Origin of the sequence: Micromonospora sp. NPDC007208 (genome assembly GCF_042869175.1) — a bacterium.
GTDB classification, from domain to species: Bacteria; Actinomycetota; Actinomycetes; order Mycobacteriales; family Micromonosporaceae; genus Micromonospora; species Micromonospora foliorum.
In genome coordinates, this window is record NZ_JBIAFG010000002.1 from 426,504 (window position 1) to 445,121 (window position 18,618).

An 18,618-nucleotide genomic window follows, 5' to 3' on the forward strand; every position below is an offset into this window, starting at 1 on the left:
CGTCGTTCCCGCCACTCGCCCCGAGGTGGCGACCTGGCGAGGATCGGTGCATGACCTTCACCTTCGCCGTACCGCCGGCCGATCCGCCCACCGCCTCCGCCTACTTCCGCACTCGGCTCAGCGTCGAGACCGACGTCAGTGACGTGCACGCCGACCTGTCGGCCGGTACCCCGGGTCTGGTGGTCGTCGACTCCCGGGGCGCGGCCGCCTGGGCGCAGGGGCACCTTCCCGGCGCGGTACACCTGCCCACCGCCGAGATCGCGACCCGGGCGGCGGACCTGATCCCGCCGGGCTCGGCGGTGGTGACCTACTGCTGGGGTCCGGGGTGCAACGGCGCGACCCGGGCCGCGCTGGAGTTCGCCCGGCTCGGTCATCCGGTGAAGGAGATGCTCGGCGGGTTCGAGTACTGGGTGCGGGAGGGGCTGCCGGTGGTGACGGAGGCCGGGTTGACCCGGCGACCGGTCGACGACCTCACCGCGCCCACCACGACGATCACCTGCGACTGCTGAGCCACGGCGCAGGCGGACGAGGGCTCAGCCGACGGGCTCGTCGGCGAGCTTCTCGCCGCGTCGGCGCAGCATGCCCAGCCCGGGGATGCCGGCCACGGCGAGCTTGAGGTCGCGGGTCACGTCGAGCAGGTCGTGCAGGTCGGGCCCGACCCGGTCCAGCGTGGCCAGGATCGGCAGGATGTCCGCCGTCAGGTGTTCCTTGAGCTTCGGCAACTCGTCGATCAGGTGGATCGCCGCGCTGATCTCCTCGTGGCTCAACTCCTCGACGAACCTCCCGGCCATGGGAGCGGCCCGGCGCAGCGCCGGCTCGTACGCCGCCAGCAGTTCGGCCGCCGTGGCGGCGGCCTCCGTCGCGGTCCCGACGGTGGCGGCGGCGCGGCTCGCGACCCGGTCGGCCTCGGCCACCACAGTGCTCGCCGCCCGGGAGACCCGGTCGGCCTCGGCGACCACCACGGCGGCGGCGGTGGCCACCTCGGTGGCGGTGTCGATGGCGGTGGTCGCGGCGGCGCTGATGACGGCCACCTCGCGGACCGCCGTCTCGGCGTCGGTGAGCACCTGGTCGGTCCGCTCCAGGGTCGTCTCGATCCGGTCGACCACGCCGTTGATCCGGGCCAGCAGCGCCTCCACCCCGTCCAACACGGCGAACGCGCGGGCGGGCACGGCTGCCATCGAGGCGGCCGAGCCGAGCGCCTGGTCGAGAGCGGAGCGGGTCAGGCCGACCACGGCGGTCGGGGTGGGCAGGGGAATGGCCATGGGATCAAGTGTGCGTCGGCCGTGCCACAACCGCCCGACGGCGCCGGTCAGCGTGACAGTCGACCGGCGGTGTCGGCGCGGGCGACCCGCAGCGCCCACCAGATCAGCGGCACCTGCAACGGCACCCGTCCGTACGCGATGGCCCGCTTCGTGGGGCGTCGGTGCCGCCAGTCCACCGCCATCCTCACGTTCGCGGGCAGGACGGCGACGAAGAGTGCGGCGGCCGCCCGACCGCCGGCCGCCCGGGTGGACGGATGGGCCACTACCGCCGCCACGGCCAGCTCGGCGACGCCGCTGGCGTACGTCCAGAAACGGGCCGGGCCGGGCAACGCGCGCGGCACGATCGGGTCGTAGACACCGGGGCGTACCAGATGGGTGATGCCGGCCGCGGCGAGCAGCCCGGCCAGCGCGACGGCCTCGCCGCGGCGGTTGCTCATCGGTGGTCCCCCTGCTGTTCGACGGCACGCTGCACGGCCCGGTAGATCTGCCCGAACCGTAGCGCGTCCGGGGTGCGCACCAGCAGATCCTCCCGGCCGTGGTGTTGCACCCACAGCTCGTGCACGTGGCTGCCACGCTCGTAGGATCGGTCCAGCCAACCGAGCGGAATCTCCAGAAACGGTGCCAGGGCCAGCGCACCCACCGCGCAGGCGGCGAGAATGATCAGCGCCAACTGCCAGTTGCCCCGGTCCTGTGCCGACCAGGCCAGTGACAGCACGCAGACCACGGCGACCAGCGGCGGCAGCGAGAGCAGCAGGACCAGGACACCGCGACCCAGCACCCGGCCGCGTACGGCGAGGGTTTTCTGCCCTCGCGCGTGCCAGACGAACGTCACGTCGGACAGGGCGATCACGTGACCGCCCGCCCGGATCGACTCGGAGGTCACCTGCACCGCGTCGTCCCGGTAATAGAGGGTCATCACTAAGCCTAACCACCGCCAGGCAACCCTCGCCTCGGCAGTCTTGGACAGTTTCCGTTAGCGGCTAACGGAAACTGTCCAAGATCTGCGGCGGCTAGCGGCGCGTGACGGGGCGGGCCGGTTGGCTGTGCTCGACCGCGCGCTGCACCGCCCGGTAGATCTGCCCGAAACGCAGCGCGTCACCGGTGCGCAGCAGACGCACCGGTTGGCCGCGCCAACGGGCCCAGATCTCCAGTTGGCGGCTGCCCCGGGCGTACGAGCGGTCCAGGTGTTCGAAGAGGAAGTCGGCGACCGGCCCGACGGCCAGCCCGACCAGCACCGACGCGCCGACGATCGCGATCGTCACGGTGGGTGAGCGGTGCAGCCAGACGGCCACGCCGATGCCGAGCACCGCCGCGACCAGGGGGCCGGCGAGCGCGGCGCCGATCGCACCCCGCCCCACCAGCACACGCCAGGAACGAGTGCCCCGGCGGTGCCAGATCATGGTGATGTCGGACAGCGCGTAGCTGCGACCGTCGACACGGACGGTGGTGGAGGTGACCTGCACCGATCTGTCGTCGTAATACGTGATCATGGCTGGACTCCCGCCCATGGGGCTGACACCACACTACTTACCCAAACGAGCCGGGTCGTAAGGTTGGCACGCGACTTCGACGAGGAAGTGAGGGCAGCGTGGGCGAGTTCGTTCGGCTGGAGACCACTGACGGCATCGGCACGATCCGGCTGGAGCGGCCGCCGATGAACGCGCTCAACACCCAGGTGCAGGAGGAGTTGCGCGCCGCCGCCACGGCGGCCACCGCCGATCCCGAGGTCCGCGCCGTCATCGTGTACGGCGGGGAGAAGGTCTTCGCCGCCGGCGCCGACATCAAGCAGATGGCCGAGATGTCCTACGTGGACATGGCCGACCGGGCCGCGAACCTGTCCAGCGCGCTCGGCGCGATCGCCCGTATCCCCAAGCCGGTGGTCGCCGCGATCACCGGGTACGCCCTCGGTGGTGGCTGTGAGCTGGCGCTGGCCTGTGACTGGCGGGTGGTCGCCGAGGACGCCAAGCTCGGCCAGCCGGAAATCAAGCTGGGCATCATCCCGGGTGCGGGCGGCACCCAGCGGCTGGCCCGCCTGGTCGGCCCGGCCCGCGCCAAGGACCTGATCATGTCGGGGCGGATGGTGGACGCGCAGGAGGCGCTGCGAATCGGCCTGGCCGACCGGGTCGCCCCGGCCGCCGAGGTGTACGACGCGGCCGTCGCGCTGATCACTCCGTACCTGACCGGGCCGGTGCAGGCGCTGCGCGCGGCGAAGTTGGCGGTCGACGGCGGCCTGGACATGGATCTGAACTCTGGTCTGGCCTGGGAGAGTCAGCTCTTCGCGGCGCTGTTCGCCACCGACGATCGGCGGGAGGGCATGACTGCCTTCGTCGAGAAGCGCAAGCCGGGTTTCACCGGCCGCTGATCCATCGCTCCCCGGCCCAACCGCCGCAGCCCGACCGCCCCAGCCCAACCGCCCCTGACCTCGGCAACGTCCACTGGCCGGGGCCACGGTCGCAGGGTCAAGTGACTGGCCGGTAACCTGTGATCCCGGCCACGGACGATGGGAGCGACATGACGGAGCGGATCGAGGGTCACGGCGGCGAGTTGGCGCTCGCGGCACTACGCGCGCACGGCGTACGGGAGATGTTCACGCTGTCCGGCGGGCACGTCTTCCCGCTCTACGACGCCGCGTACAAGACCGACTTTCCGATCTACGACGTCCGGCACGAGCAGTCCGCGGTCTTCGCCGCCGAGGCGGTGGCCAAGCTCCAGCGCCGCCCCGGCCTCGCCGTGCTCACCGCCGGGCCCGGTGTCACCAACGGCATCTCCGGCATGACCAGCGCGTTCTTCAACGCCTCGCCGGTGCTGGTGCTCGGGGGCCGGGCGCCCGCGTTCCGCTGGGGCTCCGGCAGCCTCCAGGAGATGGACCACCTGCCACTGGTCGCCCCGGTCACCAAGCACGCCGAGACGGTGTTCAGCACCGATGACATCCCGCGCGCGGTGGGTGCGGCGCTGCACGCCGCGCTCACCCCGCACCGCGGCCCGGCCTTCCTCGACTTTCCGCTGGAGACGGTCTTCTCGGTCGCCGAGGCCGAGCTGCCCACCGTGACGGGTGTCGACCCGATCGCACCGGACCCGGACGAGGTCGGTCGCGCCGCGCTGCTCATCGCCGGGGCGCAGCGACCGGTCATCATCGCCGGCTCCGACGTGTACGCGAGCGACGCGGTCGCCGCCCTGCGCGAGGCGGCCGAGGCGTTGCAGGTGCCGGTCTTCACCAACGGCATGGGTCGCGGCTCGCTGCCGCCGGAGCACCCGCTCGCGTTCGCCAAGGCCCGCCGGGCCGCGCTCTCCGGCGCCGACGTGGTCGTGGTGGTGGGCACCCCGCTGGACTTCCGGCTCAGCTTCGGTGACTTCGGTGACGCCAAGGTGGTGCACATCGTCGACGCCCCCAGCCAGCGGGCCACGCACGTGCAGCCGGCCGCCGCCCCCGCCGGCGACCTGCGCCTGATCCTCTCCGCGCTGGCCGACCACTCCGGTGACCGGGCCGACCACGCCGACTGGATCGCCGACCTGCGCGTGGCCGAGGACGCCGCGAAGGCTCGCGACGCCGCGGAGATGGCCGCCGAGACCGACCCGATCCGGCCGGCCCGGATCTACGGCGAGCTGCGTCGGGTGCTCGCCCCGGACGCGATCACCATCGGCGACGGCGGTGACTTCGTGTCGTACGCCGGGCGGTACCTGGAGCCGGCCCAGCCCGGCACCTGGCTGGACCCGGGCCCGTACGGCTGCCTGGGCACCGGCATGGGTTACGCGATGGGCGCCCGGGTCAGTCACCCGGACCGGCAGATCTGTGTGCTGATGGGCGACGGCGCGGCCGGCTTCTCGCTGATGGACGTCGAGTCGCTGGTCCGCCAGAAGCTGCCGGTGGTGATCGTCGTCGGCAACAACGGCATCTGGGGGCTGGAGAAGCACCCGATGCGGGCCATGTACGGCTACGACGTGGCCGCCGACCTCCAGCCGGAGCTGCGGTACGACACCGTGGTCAGTGCGCTCGGCGGTGCGGGGGAGACGGTCGCCAAGGCGGCCGACCTGGGCCCGGCGCTCCAGCGGGCGTTCGACTCCGGAGTGCCGTACCTGGTGAACGTGCTCACCGACCCGACCGACGCGTACCCCCGGTCGTCGAACCTGGCCTGAGTCGCACCCGCCGCCGCCGTCGCTCCTGCGCCGGCGGCGGCGTCGCGCTCACACCTCGGGTCGGTCACCCTCGCGCGGCGGCTCGCCGTCGCGTCGGCGCAGGTCGTCCTCGCGCCGCCGCAGGTCTTCCTCCCAGCGCCGGAAGAGCTCCTGGTCCTGCTGCTGGGCGCGTTCCTCGACGGAGCGCAGGAACTCCGGGTCGTCGTCGGGGGCCACCGGCCGGGGGCGCTGCCGCTCGCCGCCGCCGGTGCCGCCCGGCCAGCCCTTGCCGGCGGCGGGGCTGGGCTCCCGGCCGACGATGAACCAGGCGATCGAGCCGACCAGCGGGAAGAACAGGATGATCAGCACCCAGGCGATCCGGGGAAGGGCACGGATCTTGCCCTCCTCGGCGGAGAGGCAGCTGATCAGCGCGCAGACGGCGAGGACAATCTGCACCAGGAAGAGGAGTACGCCAAGCCGGGCCATCCACCCATCATGGCGCACCGGCGCGCATCACCACAGTCCGCGCAGGACCAGCAGCACTCCCAGTAGCGCCAGCACCACCGTGCCCACCGTGACCAGGGGCAGTGTCCGGCCGCCGGTGCGGGCTGGACCGGTGCCGCTGCCACGGGGCCAGCAGAGCACCAGCAGGGCGCCCCACACCAGCACGGTGCCGCCGGCGAGCAGCGCACCGGTCGGGTCGCCCGTCGACGCCAGCCGGACGGCGAGCACGGTCACCACGGTCACCGTGAGCAGGGTGCGCCGCCAGGCCAGCCGGGTCCGCTCCGGTTGCAGCCCCGGGTCGCGTCCGGTGCTCACCCCCCGCCGATCGCCCGCAGCAGGACGGCGACCACCAGCAGCAACGCGCCGACGCCCACGGCGAGGGCCAGGATGGCGGGGAACCGGGACGCGGGCAGCTCCTGACCGAGCCGGATGGCCCGTTCGGTGCGCGCCCAGTGGTCCACCGCGCGGATCGCGACCGCCGCGCCGAGCAGCAGCAACGCCACCGCGATCACCTCGCGCAGGTGGCTCATCGGCAGGGGTGGCAGGAACTGCGCGGCGGCCAACCCGCCTCCGACCAGCGCCAACCCGGTGCGCAGCCAGGCGAGGAACGTCCGTTCGTTGGCCAGGGAGAAGCGGTAGTCCGGTGTCTCACCGACCGAGCCCAGCTCCGCCGGGTCGAACCACCGCCTGATCGCCTCCCACACAGTGGGAGATTATCCGCTTCCCATCCCGCTTAGCCTGGGCCGGTGACTGATCTCGACGTACAGACTCTGCGGACCGCCTACGACAACCAACTCCGCCCGGAGATCCCCGACCCGGTTCCGGCCGGGGTGACGGTGGAGCGGGACGGGCCGCTGGTCCGGATCATCGGGCTCGACGCCGGCGGGTTCCTCACCTACCGCGACCTGGGCGGGTTGACCGGCGCCGCGCTGGACGAGCTGATCGCCCGGCAGGTGCAGCTGTTCCGTGAGCGCGGCCAGTCGGTCGAGTGGAAGCTCAACGAGCACGACGAACCGGCGGATCTGGCGGACCGCCTCCGTGCCGCCGGCTTCGTGCCGGAGGACCGGGAGACCGTCGTGGTCGGCCCGGTCGCGCCGCTGGCCGCCGCGCTGCCGGTCGCCCCCGAGGGGGTACGCCTGCGTGAGGTGACCTCCCGGGAGGACCTGGAGCGGATCGCCGCCATGGAGGAGGAGGTCTGGCAGGAGGACCGCTCGCACCTGGTGTGGGGCCTGGCCAAGGAGATCGACGCCGACCCGCACTCGATCACCGTGGTGGTGGCCGAGGCGGACGGAACGGTGGTGAGCGCCGGCTGGGTGCGCTTCCCGGCGAACACCGGCTTCGCCACTCTCTGGGGTGGGTCCACCCTGCCGCAGTGGCGTCGCAAGGGCATCTACCGGGCGCTTGTCACCTACCGGGCCCGGCTGGCCGACCAGCGGGGCCGGACGCTGCTGCAGGTCGACGCGTCCGAGGACAGCCGGCCGATCCTGGAGCGACTCGGCCTCGTCCCGATCACCACCACCACCCCGTACGTCTACACTCCGTGATCATGGAGCAGCGGTTGACGGACGAGGAGCGGCTGACCCTCAAGACCGGTGCCTTCGGCGCTGTCTTCCTGGTCTCCAACGCCGACCCGGGAGTCCTGGGGGTGATCCGGGAGAGCATCGCCGCGTCCGGCGCGCTGGCCGACGCCAGTGGCACGGTCAAGGAGGCGCTGACCACCGGCCCGCTGCCGCGACTTCCCCGGGACTCGCAACTGGAGATCGAGTCGGTGGTGCTGCCGGCGCTGGGGCAGGCGGTGCGGATCCTGCGCGAGAAGTCCCCGCGCGACGTGGACGCGTACCGGGAACTGGTGTTGGCCGCGGCGGACCAGGTGGCCCGGGCGCACGACGGGGTGGCGCCCGCCGAGGCGGCGGCCATCGACCAGATCCGGGTCGCGTTGGCCGAGCCGGCCTGACCGGCCACGCGTCGGTGAGCTGTGTCACCCTGAGGGCTGCGGGAGCGCAACCTACTGGCAGGTAACATTGCGCCGTGGGCAACTGCACAACCGCCCGCGGTTGACCTGGCGTCGACCGACGCGCGACGCTGCGCCCCAGACCGGGCGAGCGAATCGCAACACCACACAGGAGGGTCGTCGAAGCGCGATGAACATCGTCGTACTCGTCAAGCAGGTGCCTGATTCGGGCGCGGACCGCAACCTGCGCAATGACGACAACACCGTCGACCGCGGTTCGGCGAACAACGTGATCAACGAGATGGACGAGTACGCCATCGAGGAGGCCCTGAAGATCAAGGAGGCGCACGGCGGCGAGGTCACCATCCTGACCATGGGTCCGGACCGGGCGACCGAGTCGATCCGCAAGGCGCTCTCCATGGGCCCGGACAAGGCCGTGCACGTGCTGGACGACGCCCTGCACGGCTCGTGCGCCGTCGCCACCTCGAAGGTGCTCGCCGCCGCGCTCGGTCAGCTCGGCGCCGACCTGGTCATCTGCGGTGCCGAGTCCACCGACGGCCGGGTCCAGGTCATGCCGCACATGATCGCCGAGCGACTCGGCGTCGCGGCGCTCACCGGCGCCCGCAAGCTCACCGTCGACGGCGCGACGCTGACCGTCGAGCGGCAGACCGAGGAGGGCTACGAGGTGGTCACCGCCTCCACCCCGGCCGTGGTCTCCGTCTGGGACACGATCAACGAGCCGCGCTACCCCTCCTTCAAGGGCATCATGGCCGCCAAGAAGAAGCCGGTGCAGACGCTCGCGCTGGCCGACCTCGGCGTCGCGCCCGACGAGGTGGGCTTCGACGGCGCCACCAGCGCCGTCGTCGAGCACACCAAGCGCCCCCCGCGCTCCGGCGGCGCCAAGATCACTGATGAGGGCGAGGGCGGCGTCAAGCTGGTCGAGTTCCTCGCCACCGAGAAGTTCGTGTGAGAGGGGGGTTCTGACATGTCTGAGGTTCTCGTCGTCGTCGAAGCCACCAAGGAATTCGGCGTCAAGAAGGTCACCCTGGAAATGCTCACCCTCGCGCGCGAGCTGGGCACCCCGAGCGCGGTGGTGCTCGGTGGCGCTGGCGCCGCCGAGGCGCTGAGCGGCAAGCTGGGCGAGTACGGCGCGGAGAAGATCTACGCCGCCGAGGGTGACGAGATCGACGGCTACCTGGTGGCCCCCAAGGCGACCGTGCTGGCCGAGTTGGTCAAGCGGGTCCAGCCGGCCGCCGTGCTGCTGGCGTCGGCCCAGGAGGGCAAGGAGATCGCCGCCCGGCTCGCCGTCAAGCTCGACAACGGCATCCTGACCGACGTGGTCGGCCTGGACGCCGACGGCACCGCGACCCAGGTCGCCTTCGCCGGCTCCACCATCGTCAAGTCCAAGGTCACCAAGGGCCTGCCGCTGGTCACCGTCCGGCCCAACTCGGTCACCCCCGCCCCGGCGGCGGCCACCCCGGCGATCGAGCAGCTCAGCGTGTCGGTCACCGACACCGACAAGCTGGCCAAGGTCGTCGAGCGGGTCGCCGAGCAGAAGGGCTCCCGTCCCGAGCTGACCGAGGCCGGCGTGGTCGTCTCCGGCGGCCGGGGCGTCGGCAACGCCGACAACTTCAAGCTGGTCGAGGAACTGGCCGACCTGCTCGGCGGCGCCGTGGGCGCGTCCCGGGCGGCCGTCGACTCCGGCTTCTACCCGCACCAGTTCCAGGTGGGCCAGACCGGCAAGACGGTCTCCCCGCAGCTCTACGTCGCCCTCGGCATCTCCGGTGCCATCCAGCACCGGGCCGGTATGCAGACCTCGAAGACCATCGTCGCGGTCAACAAGGACGGCGAGGCGCCGATCTTCGAGCTGGCCGACTTCGGGGTGGTGGGCGACCTGTTCAAGATCGTCCCGCAGGCCGCCGAGGAGATCCGCAAGCGTAAGTGACCCTGCGACACGACAGTGGCCGCCCGTCTGAACGGGCGGCCACTGCCATGTGGGGAGCTGATCGGCGAGCCGGGGAGCTGAGCCGGCCCGCCGATCAGCCCGTCAGGGAGCCCCTCAACAGGCTGTCGCCGGAGTGGCGGGTGTTGTTGTCGTACCGCTCGGCGGAAACGTCCACCACCGAGTAGCTCTTGAGGTCGACATTCGGGGGCAGGGGCAGCAGGGCGTCCGGGCCGCCCCCGAGGGTGCCGACCGAGAACATCTCCATCGTCGTCGGGTTGATGAGCCAGACCTCGTAGTACCCCGGGACGCGCGGGAGATTCGCCACATGCAGATGTAGTTGGCCATCCTGGAAAACTCGGGCGTCGCCCTTGGCCGCCGGCGGTGTCGCCCCGTACGCCGCCAGCGGCGCGCTCGCCACCACCACCGGCGTCGGGGTGGGCGTCGGGTCGTCCGGCCGGAGCACCGAGACGGTGCCCACCACGCCGACCGCCGCGGCGGCGGCCGCGGTCACCGCGGTGGCCACCCAACCGGACCAGCCGCGACCCCGGCGGGATCGCCGCGACGGGTCCAGTCGGGTCACCGTCGACTCGGCCGCCACGCCGAAGATCTGCTCGGCCGTCGCGGTGTCGGCCTGCTCGGGCACCCGGTGTCGACGGGTCTCGGTCAGCAACGGCCCGGCCTCCGCGGCCCTGACCTGGGCTTCGATGCCCTGCCAGACGTGCTCCGGCGGGTCGGGCAGGTCGGCCAGGCCCTGCGTCTCGGTGCCGAGCCCCGCCACCTGCTGGAGGGTCGCCACCTCCGCCCGGCAGAGCGCGCAGGTGCCGAGGTGGGTGCTCTCCCCGTCGTCCGCCTCGCTCTCACCGAGCGCCAGAAATACCAGCCGGTCGTGGTCCAGGTGCTGCACCGTCCACCTCCCATCTGCGTTTCAAGCTCGCCATGCCGCGTCGGATGTGACTCTTCACGGTGCCCAACGGCACGCCGGTCACCGTGGCTATCTGCTGGTGTGTCAGGTCGTCGTAGAAGGCCAACTCCAGCATCCGTCGCTGGTCGTCCGGGAGGCGGGCCAGCTCGTCGGCGATCACCAACCGATCCACCACGCGGTCCGGGTCCGGGCCGGTCTGCACCGGCTCGGGCAGCTGCCGGACCGTCTCCACCACCCGGGTCTCGCGGGCCGAGGCGCGCATCCGGTCGATCACCTTCCGCCGGCCGATGCCGAGCAGCCAACCGATCAGCGACCCCTTGGCCGGGTCGAACGTGTCGCGACCCAGCCAGGCGGCGACGAACGTGGCCTGGGTGACGTCCTCGGCGTCGCTGCGGTTCGCCAGCATGGACGTGGCCAGGTGCAGCACGGCACGACCGTAGCGGTCGTACGCCTCGCGGAGCGCCACGTCGTCGCCGTCGCGGAACCTGCGGTCGAGGTCGTCCACCGGAGGGTCCGGTTCTTGTCGTAGCGCCGTCATCGGGCGGCTCGCCTTCGATGGGGCATGCCCGACTGTAGCCGCCACAGTCTCCGCCCCACTTCCCCGGCCGATGTCATCTCACCAGCTCTTCGGTCCCCGACCCTGTTCCGGATGCGGGTGGGGCCGGAAAAGAAAACTGCCTCCGCGGCGCATCCACCCGTCCGAGAGCCGGCGTAACCCGTTCTGCAAGCCAGGCCTGACGAATCAGCACCAACTAGCAGGAGGCAGACATGCAGCTCTCGTACTTCCGTCGGGTCGCCGCGGGCGGCGCGGTCGCCGCGCTGGCCTTCGGCGGCGTCGGCGCGTTCACCGCCAGCCCCGCGTACGCCGCCACGTCGAAGGTCTCCGTCGTGCACGGCATCCCGGACACTCCGGTCGACGTCTACCTCAACGGCAAGAAGACGCTGGACAACTTCAAGCCCGGCGACGTCGCCGGCCCGTTGAACCTTCAGGAGGGCGACTACGACATCGCGCTCACCAAGCCGGGCGAGCCGATCGGCAGCGCGATCCTCACTGTCGACAACGCCGCGGTGCCGGGCGGCGCGAACATCAGCATCGCGGCCCACCTCGACGCCGCCGGCCAGCCGAAGATCACCCCGTTCGTGAACGACGTCTCGAAGGTCGACGCCGGCAAGGCCCGGCTGATCGTCCGGCACACCGCCGCCGCCCCGGCGGTCGACGTCCGCGCCGGCGGCACCCCGGTCTTCGAGGACCTCACCAACCCGAACGAGGCCAAGGGCGACGTCGACGCGGGCACTGTGAAGGCGGACGTGGTGCTGGCCGGCACCGACACCGTGGCGATCGGCCCGGCGGACCTCAACCTCAGGGAGGGCACCGCCACGATCGTCTACGCGATCGGCTCCGCCGAGGGCAAGACCCTCGACGTGGTGGCCCAGACCATCACCGGCCTGCACTCCGCCCCGGGCGGCGTGCCCAGCGGTGACGGCGGCCAGGCCGGCACGGGCGTGGACACCTGGTGGTACGTGCTCACCGGTGCCGGCGTACTTCTGCTGCTTGCTGGTGGGGTGCGGATGGCGACCGCACGGACCGGCCGCAAGTGACGGTGCGCAACCGCGGCGCGCTGGCGGCCCTGGCTGCCGGCGTTGCCGCGCTCACCGTCGCCGCCCTGGTGGCGTGCGCCAACCAGCCGGCCGGGACGGTGGGGGCCGAGGAGGCGAGCACGCTGGCCAGCCCCGCACCGACCGCCGCCAGTACCGCGTCGGTGCCGGTGACCGCGGGTGAGCTGCCCGCCGGTCCGAAGATCATCCCACCGGTACGGCTGCTGATCCCGGAGATCGACGTCACCGCCACCGTCAACGCGGTCGGTATCAACGAGCGGACCAACGAGTTCGAGGTTCCGCCGAGCGTCGACCAGATCGGCTGGTACCGCTACGGCCCGGGCCTGGAGGCGGCTGCCGGCTCGGTGGTCATCGCCGGCCACGTGGACAGCGCCAAACAGGGCAAGGGGGCGTTTTTCCGGCTGCGTGAGCTGGACCAGGGTGACACGTTGACCGCGACCGGCAGCGACGGCGAGGCTCGCCGCTACCGGGTCGTCGCCCGGGAGGAGTACGCCAAGACCAAGATCCCGCTGGACCGGTACTTCGCCCGCGACGGCAAGCCGCGGCTGACCCTGATCACCTGTGGTGGGCCGTTCGACGCCAAGGCGCGCAAGTACCGCGACAACATCGTCGTCACCGCGGTGCCCGCCTGACCGGCCCGTGCGCATCGGGCCGGGGTGGAGTTCCACCCCGGCCGTTGCGTGCGGTCCCCCTCCGGCATCCGGTCCCGAAGGTGTCGGCCGTACGCTGAACGGCGATGGCTTACCTGGATCACGCGGCGACGACTCCGATGCTCGACGAGGCACTGGAGGCGTACGTCGCTACCGCCCGCGAGGTCGGCAACGCGTCCTCCCTGCACGCGGCGGGCCGCCGTGCCCGCCGCCGGGTCGAAGAGTCACGCGAGCGGGTGGCCGCGGTGCTGGGCGCCCGGCCCTCTGAGGTGATCTTCACGGGTGGTGGCACGGAGAGCGACAACCTCGCGGTCAAGGGCATCTTCTGGGCTCGCCGGGCAGCCAAGCCCGACCGCCGCCGGGTGGTCTCCAGCGCCGTCGAGCACCACGCCGTGCTGGACGCTGTCGACTGGCTGGCCGAGCACGAGGGCGCCGACGTCGGCTGGCTGCCGGTGGACGCCTCCGGTCGGCTCGACCCGCAGGCTCTGCGCGCCGAGTTGGCCGCGCACGCCGACCAGGTGGCCGTGGTCACCGCCATGTGGGCGAACAACGAGGTGGGCACCGTCCAGCCGGTGGCCGAGCTGGCCGCCGTCGCCGCCGAACACGGTGTGCCCTTCCACACCGACGCCATCCAGGCGGTCGGTCAGGTGCCCGTCGACTTCGCCGCCAGCGGGGTCGCCGCGCTGACCGTCACCGGGCACAAGTTGGGCGGCCCGACCGGGGTGGGCGCGCTGCTGCTCGGGCGGGACGTGCCGGCCACGCCGCTGCTGCACGGCGGCGGCCAGGAACGCGACGTCCGCTCCGGCACCCTGGACACCGCCGGCATCGTGGCCTTCGCGGTCGCCGTGGAGGCGGCCGTGAAGGGCCAGCAGGAGTACGCGGCCCGGGTGGCCGCGCTTCGCGACGACCTGATCGAGCGGGTTCGTCAGGCGGTGCCCGAGGTGATCTACAACGGTGACCCGACCGACCGGCTGCCCGGCAACGCGCACTTCTCCTTCCCCGGCTGCGAGGGCGACGCGCTGCTGCTCCTGCTCGACGCGCAGGGGATCGCCTGCTCGACCGGTTCCGCCTGCTCGGCCGGCGTGGCCCAGCCCTCACACGTGCTGCTCGCGATGGGCGCCGACGACGACCGCGCCCGCTCCTCGCTGCGCTTCACCCTGGGCCACACCAGCACCCAGGCCGACATCGACGCCCTCATCGCGGCCCTCCCGGCAGCAGTCGACCGAGCCCGCCGGGCCGCCGCCCTCCGCACCCCCCGCTAGCGCGGGTCAAGCCCCGCGATCTTGCACTTTCGGTTGGCCGTTCGCGCCTTGCGCGGCATATGTCGCCGCAGAAACTGCAAGATCGCGAAGGTGGGCGGGCCGGGCGGGCACGGGTCCGGGGGGTTTGCGGGGCTGGTGGATAGGGTTGTCGTGGGGACGGGGAAAGGGAGTGGGTCGGTGAGGGTTCTGGCGGCGATGTCGGGTGGGGTTGACTCGGCCGTGGCGGCGGCGCGGGCGGTGGCGGCCGGGCACGACGTGACCGGCGTGCACCTGGCGCTGGCCCGCAACCCACAGACCTATCGGACCGGGGCGCGCGGCTGCTGCACCCTGGAGGATTCCCGGGACGCCCGGCGGGCGGCCGACGTGATCGGCATCCCGTTCTACGTGTGGGACATGGCCGACCGCTTCCACGAGGACGTGGTCGACGACTTCGTCGCCGAGTACGCCGCCGGCCGTACGCCGAACCCCTGCCTGCGCTGCAACGAGAAGATCAAGTTCGCGGCGGTGCTGGACCGGGCGGTGGCCCTGGGCTTCGACGCGGTGGTGACCGGGCACCACGCCCGCCTCGGCGCGGACGGGCTGCTGCGGCGCAGCGTCGACCTGGCCAAGGACCAGTCGTACGTGCTGGCCGTGCTCACCCGCGAGCAGCTCGACCGGTCGATCTTCCCCCTCGGTGACTCGACCAAGGCGCAGGTCCGCGCGGAGGCCGCCGAGCGTGGCCTGGCGGTGGCCGACAAGCCGGACTCGCACGACATCTGCTTCATCGCCGACGGGGACACCCGCGGCTTTCTCGCCGGCCGGCTCGGTGAGGCGCCCGGCGACGTGGTGGACGCGTCCACCGGCGCGGTCGTCGGCAGCCACAGCGGCGCGTACGCGTACACGGTGGGGCAGCGTCGCGGGCTGCACCTGGACCGGCCGGCCCCGGACGGGCGGCCACGCTACGTGCTCTCCATCACCCCGAAGACCAACACGGTGACGGTCGGCCCGGCCGAGGCGCTGGAGGTCTCCGACGTGCACGCGCTACGTCCGGTCTGGACCGGCGGCGCCCGTCCGGACGCGCCTGTCGAGTGTGAGGTGCAGTTGCGGGCGCACGGCGACGTGGTGCCGGCGACCGTCGCCCTCGACGGTGACCGGCTGCACGCCGAGCTGCGCCGACCGGTGCGCGGTGTCGCCGCCGGTCAGGCCGTGGTGGCGTACCGGCCGGACCCGGCCGGCGACGTCGTCCTCGGCTCCGCGACCATCACCGGCTGACCGCACGGCCTGGGTGTTCGCGGGATAGCCTTCGCCCGTGACAGATCAGGCGTGGCCCTGGCCGGCCGGCGCGGCAACCGGAATTGGTTCGCTGCCCGGCACCGACATCGGCGAGGCTCAGCGGGTGGTCCTCGGTGAGCTTCCCGAGCTGCCCCACCTGCCCGAGTTGCCGGCCCGTGGCCCCGGCGCGGACATGATCGGCCGGTCCGCCGGGTTGCTCGTCGAGCTGCCCGTCGAGGTGTACGCGGGGCGGTGGCGGGTCGCCCCACGCCCGGGCCGCGACCTGCGCCGGGCCCGGGACCTGATGGAACGCGACCTGGACCAGCTCGCCGAGCAGGCCGAGGGGTACGCCGGGCCGATCAAGGTGCAGGCCGCCGGCCCGCTCACCCTGGCCGCCTCCCTGGAGTTGCCGATCGGTGGCCGGCTGTTGCGCGATCCCGGCGCGGTCCGCGACCTCACCGGCTCCCTCGCCGAGGGGCTGCGCGCGCACGTCGCGGCGGTCGCCCGCCGGCTGCCCGGGGCATCGGTGCTGCTGCAACTGGACGAACCGTCACTGCCGACCGTGCTGGCCGGGCGGGTGCCGACCGAGAGCGGGCTGGGCGCGTACCGGGCCGTCGAGTCGGTGGACGCCGCCGCCCTGCTGCGCACGGTCGTCGACGCGGTCGGCGTGCCGACACTTCTGCACTGCTGCGCCCCGGACGTGCCGCTGGAACTGATCCGCTCCACCGGCGCCGTCGCGGTCGCCCTCGACCTGGACCTCGTCACCAAGCTCGACCCGCTGGGCGAGGCGCTCGACGCGGGTCTCGGGTTGCTGGCCGGGGCCGCGCCGACCCGGCCGCCGTCGGCCGGTGGCGCGCCGACCTCCGCGCAGATCGCCGATCGGGTACGCCAGGTCTGGGACCGCCTCGGCTTTCCCCGTCGGCAACTCGCCGAGCAGGTGGTGGTCACCCCGGCCTGCGGCCTCGCCGGCGCGACCCCGGAGTATGCCCGGGCGGTGCTCGCCGCGTGCCGGGACGCCGGCCGGCGCTTCGCCGAGGACTGAGGTTTCCTGTCGTACCCGCTGGGCAGGATGACGGTCATGATTGGACAGCTGCGTTCAGTGGTGATCGACTGCCCCGATCCGCGGGCGTTGGCGGCGTTCTACGCCGAGCTGCTCGGCGTACCGCTCGCCGAGGGCGACTCCGATGACGACTGGGTGGTGCTGGGCGGCCCACCCGGTCACCAGCCGCGCCTCGCCTTCCAACAGGCGCTCAACCTGCGGCCACCGGCCTGGCCGGATCCCGAGCGCCCCCAGCAGTTCCACCTCGACGTGACGGTGGACGACATCGAGGCCGCCGAGAAGGCCGCGCTCGCGCTCGGGGCTCGGCGGCTGCCAGGTGAGGGCGAGGGCTTCCGGGTCTACGCCGATCCGGCCGGCCACCCGTTCTGCCTCTGCTGGGACTGATCTGCCTCTGCTGGGACTGAGCCCGCCGGTGGGTTGCGGCGGCCGGGCATCATGGCCGCCGTGATCCACACCTCCGCGCTGCGCGCCTCTGGTTCGCTCTTCGGCCTCGCCTACGGTGACGCGCTGGGCAAGCCGACCGAGTTCCTGACCGTCGCCGAGATCGAGCACCGGTACGGCCCGACCGGTCCGCGTGACCTGTCCGGCGAGCCGGCGCTGGTCACCGACGACACCCAGATGGCGCTGGCGGTGGGCTGGGCGCTGCGCGAGGCGCCGTCGTTCACGCCGGAGGCGGTGGAGCCACTGCTGCGGCGACGCTTCCTGGCCTGGGCCGTCAGCCCGGACAACAACCGTGCCCCGGGGATGACCTGTCTGCGCGCCTGTGCCGAGCTGAGCCGTGGGGTGCGCTGGCAGGAGGCGACAGTGGTCGGCTCGAAGGGCTGCGGGGCCAACATGCGGGTCACCCCGGTCGGCTTGCTCGACACGGACCTCGACACGCTCGCCGGTTTGGCCCAGTTGCAGGCCGGGCTGACCCACGGCCACCCGACCGGGCTGGCCGCCAGCGAACTCACCGCGTACGCCGTCTCGGCGCTGTGCGCGGGTGTCCCGCTGCCCGAACTTCCCGCGGTGCTCACCGAGCGGGCACTGTCCCAGCGCCTGGTCTACCGGGAGCGGTGGCTGGGCGACCTCTGGCAACGCGCCCGTTCCGGTTCTCCGGAGGAGTTCATCGCCCAGGGCTGGGACGAGTGCCTGACGGTGCTGGGCCGGCTGACCACCACCCTGGCGCAGCCGGACGACGGCGGTGACCCGTGCCAGGCCACCGGGGAGGGCTGGGTGGCCGAGGAGGCGCTGGCCACCGCGGTGCTCTGCGCCGTACGGCACGCCGACGACCCGGTGGCGGCACTGGCCCGGGGCGCGACCACGGCCGGCGACTCCGACTCGATCGCCGCCCTGGCCGGCGCCTTCGTGGGCGCGGCCGTCGGCATGACCGCCTGGCCGCGCGAATGGGCCAACCGCATCGAGTACGCGGACCAGCTGGCCACCCTCGGCGCGGCCTGGGACTGACCCGGCGGCCACGCGGGTGGTCAGGAGGTGGGGAGGTGACGCAGGCTGCGGACTTTGCGCCACAGGTCGGCGTCGCAGCGGCCGGCGTGGTCGGCGAAGGCGGCCGAGTTGAGTCGGATCGGCTCGGTGAGGCTGAGGTAGCTGTCGTGCTCCGCGCCAGGGTCCCAGTCCCGGGTGGGAATCCGGACGTGGTCGTCCCGGTCGCTCTTGTCCTGGCTGGTGATCTTCAGGACGTCGGCGCCCCGGGAGTCGGCGCGCAGCACCAGACACGGGCGTACCTTCGACCCGCTGCCGTCGGCGTACGGCACGTCGGCCCACCAGATCTCACCGGGCGCCGGGGTGTCGGCGGTCCGTCCGCTGTCGCGCGAGCGGGGTTTGGTGGAGGGGCGTTCGGCGCCACGGGGCCGTGGCGGGGTGGGACGACGGCCGTCGGTGCTGCCCCGGCCCGGCCGGGTGCCCGAACGCCGGTTGGCCACCCGGTGCCGCCAACTGTTCCACGCCCAGCCGGCGGCCACCGCCAGCAGGATCGCCACCGCCCAGAGCAGTGCCTCGGGCATCCGTACCTCCGCGTCCCGGCGACCCGCCGGTCGCACCGTCCGGCGATCCTTGCACGCTGCCGCCCGTGCCGCCCGCCA

The 18,618-nt window shown here is 72.8% G+C and carries 24 protein-coding genes; 14 read left to right on the forward strand and 10 right to left on the reverse strand.

The genetic code is table 11. From position 1 onward, the window contains the following. Positions 1–50 precede the first annotated feature (50 nt). Complete coding sequence (locus tag ACFYL6_RS05460) at positions 51–509, forward strand: rhodanese-like domain-containing protein (RefSeq protein ID WP_387167818.1); 459 nt, start codon at positions 51–53, stop codon at positions 507–509. A 24-nt stretch (positions 510–533) separates the two neighbouring features. Here ACFYL6_RS05460 and ACFYL6_RS05465 read toward each other — a convergent pair whose 3' ends face one another. The 4 genes from ACFYL6_RS05465 to ACFYL6_RS05480 form a co-directional block, all read right to left on the reverse strand. Beyond that, the gene (locus ACFYL6_RS05465) at positions 534–1,262 is read right to left on the reverse strand and encodes a hypothetical protein (protein WP_387167821.1); all 729 of its coding nucleotides are present in this window, start codon (positions 1,260–1,262) and stop codon (positions 534–536) included. 47 nt (positions 1,263–1,309) lie between these two features. Next, positions 1,310–1,699, reverse strand: coding sequence for a hypothetical protein (locus tag ACFYL6_RS05470; protein ID WP_387167824.1), 390 nt, complete (start codon positions 1,697–1,699; stop codon positions 1,310–1,312). After that, positions 1,696–2,178 carry a DUF6232 family protein gene (locus ACFYL6_RS05475; RefSeq protein ID WP_088991167.1) on the reverse strand — a complete coding sequence of 161 codons (483 nt, stop codon included), beginning with the start codon at positions 2,176–2,178 and terminating at the stop codon, positions 1,696–1,698. The genes ACFYL6_RS05470 and ACFYL6_RS05475 overlap by 4 nt, the downstream gene beginning before the upstream one ends. A 94-nt stretch (positions 2,179–2,272) precedes the next feature. Further along, a complete protein-coding gene (locus tag ACFYL6_RS05480; RefSeq protein WP_387167829.1) occupies positions 2,273–2,752 on the reverse strand; it encodes a DUF6232 family protein in 480 nt (159 codons plus the stop codon). 98 nt (positions 2,753–2,850) lie between these two features. Here ACFYL6_RS05480 and ACFYL6_RS05485 point away from each other — a divergent pair, with 98 nt between their 5' ends. Both ACFYL6_RS05485 and ACFYL6_RS05490 read left to right on the forward strand, forming a co-directional pair. After that, positions 2,851–3,624: an enoyl-CoA hydratase/isomerase family protein gene (locus ACFYL6_RS05485; RefSeq protein ID WP_387167832.1), complete on the forward strand. Its 774-nt coding sequence runs from the start codon at positions 2,851–2,853 to the stop codon at positions 3,622–3,624. Positions 3,625–3,773: 149 nt separating this feature from the next. After that, a complete protein-coding gene (locus ACFYL6_RS05490; RefSeq protein WP_387167834.1) occupies positions 3,774–5,396 on the forward strand; it encodes an acetolactate synthase in 1,623 nt (540 codons plus the stop codon). Between the two features lie 48 nt (positions 5,397–5,444). Here the strand turns inward: ACFYL6_RS05490 and ACFYL6_RS05495 are convergent, their stop codons facing one another. From ACFYL6_RS05495 to ACFYL6_RS05505, 3 genes are read right to left on the reverse strand one after another with little or no spacing between them, the layout of a single operon-like run. Beyond that, positions 5,445–5,861 carry a PLD nuclease N-terminal domain-containing protein gene (locus tag ACFYL6_RS05495; RefSeq protein ID WP_387167837.1) on the reverse strand — a complete coding sequence of 139 codons (417 nt, stop codon included), beginning with the start codon at positions 5,859–5,861 and terminating at the stop codon, positions 5,445–5,447. Between the two features lie 27 nt (positions 5,862–5,888). After that, positions 5,889–6,194 carry a DUF202 domain-containing protein gene (locus ACFYL6_RS05500; RefSeq protein ID WP_387167840.1) on the reverse strand — a complete coding sequence of 102 codons (306 nt, stop codon included), beginning with the start codon at positions 6,192–6,194 and terminating at the stop codon, positions 5,889–5,891. Beyond that, positions 6,191–6,583, reverse strand: a complete 393-nt coding sequence (locus ACFYL6_RS05505; RefSeq protein WP_387167843.1) for a YidH family protein — start codon at positions 6,581–6,583, stop codon at positions 6,191–6,193. Before ACFYL6_RS05505 ends, ACFYL6_RS05500 begins: the two co-directional genes overlap by 4 nt. A gap of 42 nt (positions 6,584–6,625) precedes the next feature. Here ACFYL6_RS05505 and ACFYL6_RS05510 point away from each other — a divergent pair, with 42 nt between their 5' ends. From ACFYL6_RS05510 to ACFYL6_RS05525, 4 genes are all read left to right on the forward strand, one after another. Further along, positions 6,626–7,423 (forward strand): GNAT family N-acetyltransferase, encoded by a 798-nt coding sequence (locus tag ACFYL6_RS05510; RefSeq protein WP_387167846.1) that lies wholly within the window; start codon positions 6,626–6,628, stop codon positions 7,421–7,423. Then, positions 7,420–7,833 carry a hypothetical protein gene (locus ACFYL6_RS05515; protein WP_210781064.1) on the forward strand — a complete coding sequence of 138 codons (414 nt, stop codon included), beginning with the start codon at positions 7,420–7,422 and terminating at the stop codon, positions 7,831–7,833. Before ACFYL6_RS05510 ends, ACFYL6_RS05515 begins: the two co-directional genes overlap by 4 nt. 187 nt (positions 7,834–8,020) lie before the next feature. Then, positions 8,021–8,800, forward strand: coding sequence for an electron transfer flavoprotein subunit beta/FixA family protein (locus ACFYL6_RS05520; protein WP_238658385.1), 780 nt, complete (start codon positions 8,021–8,023; stop codon positions 8,798–8,800). 15 nt (positions 8,801–8,815) lie between these two features. Then, positions 8,816–9,775, forward strand: a complete 960-nt coding sequence (locus ACFYL6_RS05525) for an electron transfer flavoprotein subunit alpha/FixB family protein (protein ID WP_387167849.1) — start codon at positions 8,816–8,818, stop codon at positions 9,773–9,775. A 94-nt stretch (positions 9,776–9,869) separates the two neighbouring features. On the opposite strand, the gene ACFYL6_RS05530 is transcribed toward ACFYL6_RS05525, so the two are convergent. Continuing rightward, positions 9,870–10,679 (reverse strand): anti-sigma factor, encoded by an 810-nt coding sequence (locus ACFYL6_RS05530; protein WP_387167852.1) that lies wholly within the window; start codon positions 10,677–10,679, stop codon positions 9,870–9,872. After that, positions 10,633–11,235: an RNA polymerase sigma factor gene (locus tag ACFYL6_RS05535; protein WP_387167855.1), complete on the reverse strand. Its 603-nt coding sequence runs from the start codon at positions 11,233–11,235 to the stop codon at positions 10,633–10,635. Before ACFYL6_RS05535 ends, ACFYL6_RS05530 begins: the two co-directional genes overlap by 47 nt. A 230-nt stretch (positions 11,236–11,465) precedes the next feature. Here ACFYL6_RS05535 and ACFYL6_RS05540 point away from each other — a divergent pair, with 230 nt between their 5' ends. The 7 genes from ACFYL6_RS05540 to ACFYL6_RS05570 all read left to right on the forward strand — a co-directional run bounded on the left by ACFYL6_RS05540 (position 11,466) and on the right by ACFYL6_RS05570 (position 17,983). Beyond that, a complete protein-coding gene (locus ACFYL6_RS05540; protein ID WP_387167858.1) occupies positions 11,466–12,296 on the forward strand; it encodes a DUF4397 domain-containing protein in 831 nt (276 codons plus the stop codon). After that, positions 12,293–12,946 (forward strand): class F sortase, encoded by a 654-nt coding sequence (locus tag ACFYL6_RS05545; protein WP_387167861.1) that lies wholly within the window; start codon positions 12,293–12,295, stop codon positions 12,944–12,946. Before ACFYL6_RS05540 ends, ACFYL6_RS05545 begins: the two co-directional genes overlap by 4 nt. Before the next feature lie 104 nt (positions 12,947–13,050). Next, a complete protein-coding gene (locus ACFYL6_RS05550) occupies positions 13,051–14,226 on the forward strand; it encodes a cysteine desulfurase family protein (protein WP_387167864.1) in 1,176 nt (391 codons plus the stop codon). 177 nt (positions 14,227–14,403) lie between these two features. Then, positions 14,404–15,477: a tRNA 2-thiouridine(34) synthase MnmA gene (gene mnmA, locus ACFYL6_RS05555; protein WP_387167866.1), complete on the forward strand. Its 1,074-nt coding sequence runs from the start codon at positions 14,404–14,406 to the stop codon at positions 15,475–15,477. A gap of 37 nt (positions 15,478–15,514) precedes the next feature. Then, positions 15,515–16,519 (forward strand): methionine synthase, encoded by a 1,005-nt coding sequence (locus ACFYL6_RS05560; protein WP_387167869.1) that lies wholly within the window; start codon positions 15,515–15,517, stop codon positions 16,517–16,519. Between the two features lie 36 nt (positions 16,520–16,555). Continuing rightward, the gene (locus tag ACFYL6_RS05565; protein WP_181539234.1) at positions 16,556–16,921 is read left to right on the forward strand and encodes a VOC family protein; all 366 of its coding nucleotides are present in this window, start codon (positions 16,556–16,558) and stop codon (positions 16,919–16,921) included. Positions 16,922–16,972: 51 nt separating this feature from the next. Beyond that, positions 16,973–17,983 carry an ADP-ribosylglycohydrolase family protein gene (locus ACFYL6_RS05570; RefSeq protein WP_387167872.1) on the forward strand — a complete coding sequence of 337 codons (1,011 nt, stop codon included), beginning with the start codon at positions 16,973–16,975 and terminating at the stop codon, positions 17,981–17,983. Between the two features lie 20 nt (positions 17,984–18,003). On the opposite strand, the gene ACFYL6_RS05575 is transcribed toward ACFYL6_RS05570, so the two are convergent. Further along, positions 18,004–18,576 carry a type II toxin-antitoxin system PemK/MazF family toxin gene (locus ACFYL6_RS05575; protein ID WP_387167875.1) on the reverse strand — a complete coding sequence of 191 codons (573 nt, stop codon included), beginning with the start codon at positions 18,574–18,576 and terminating at the stop codon, positions 18,004–18,006. Positions 18,577–18,618: the final 42 nt, after the last annotated feature.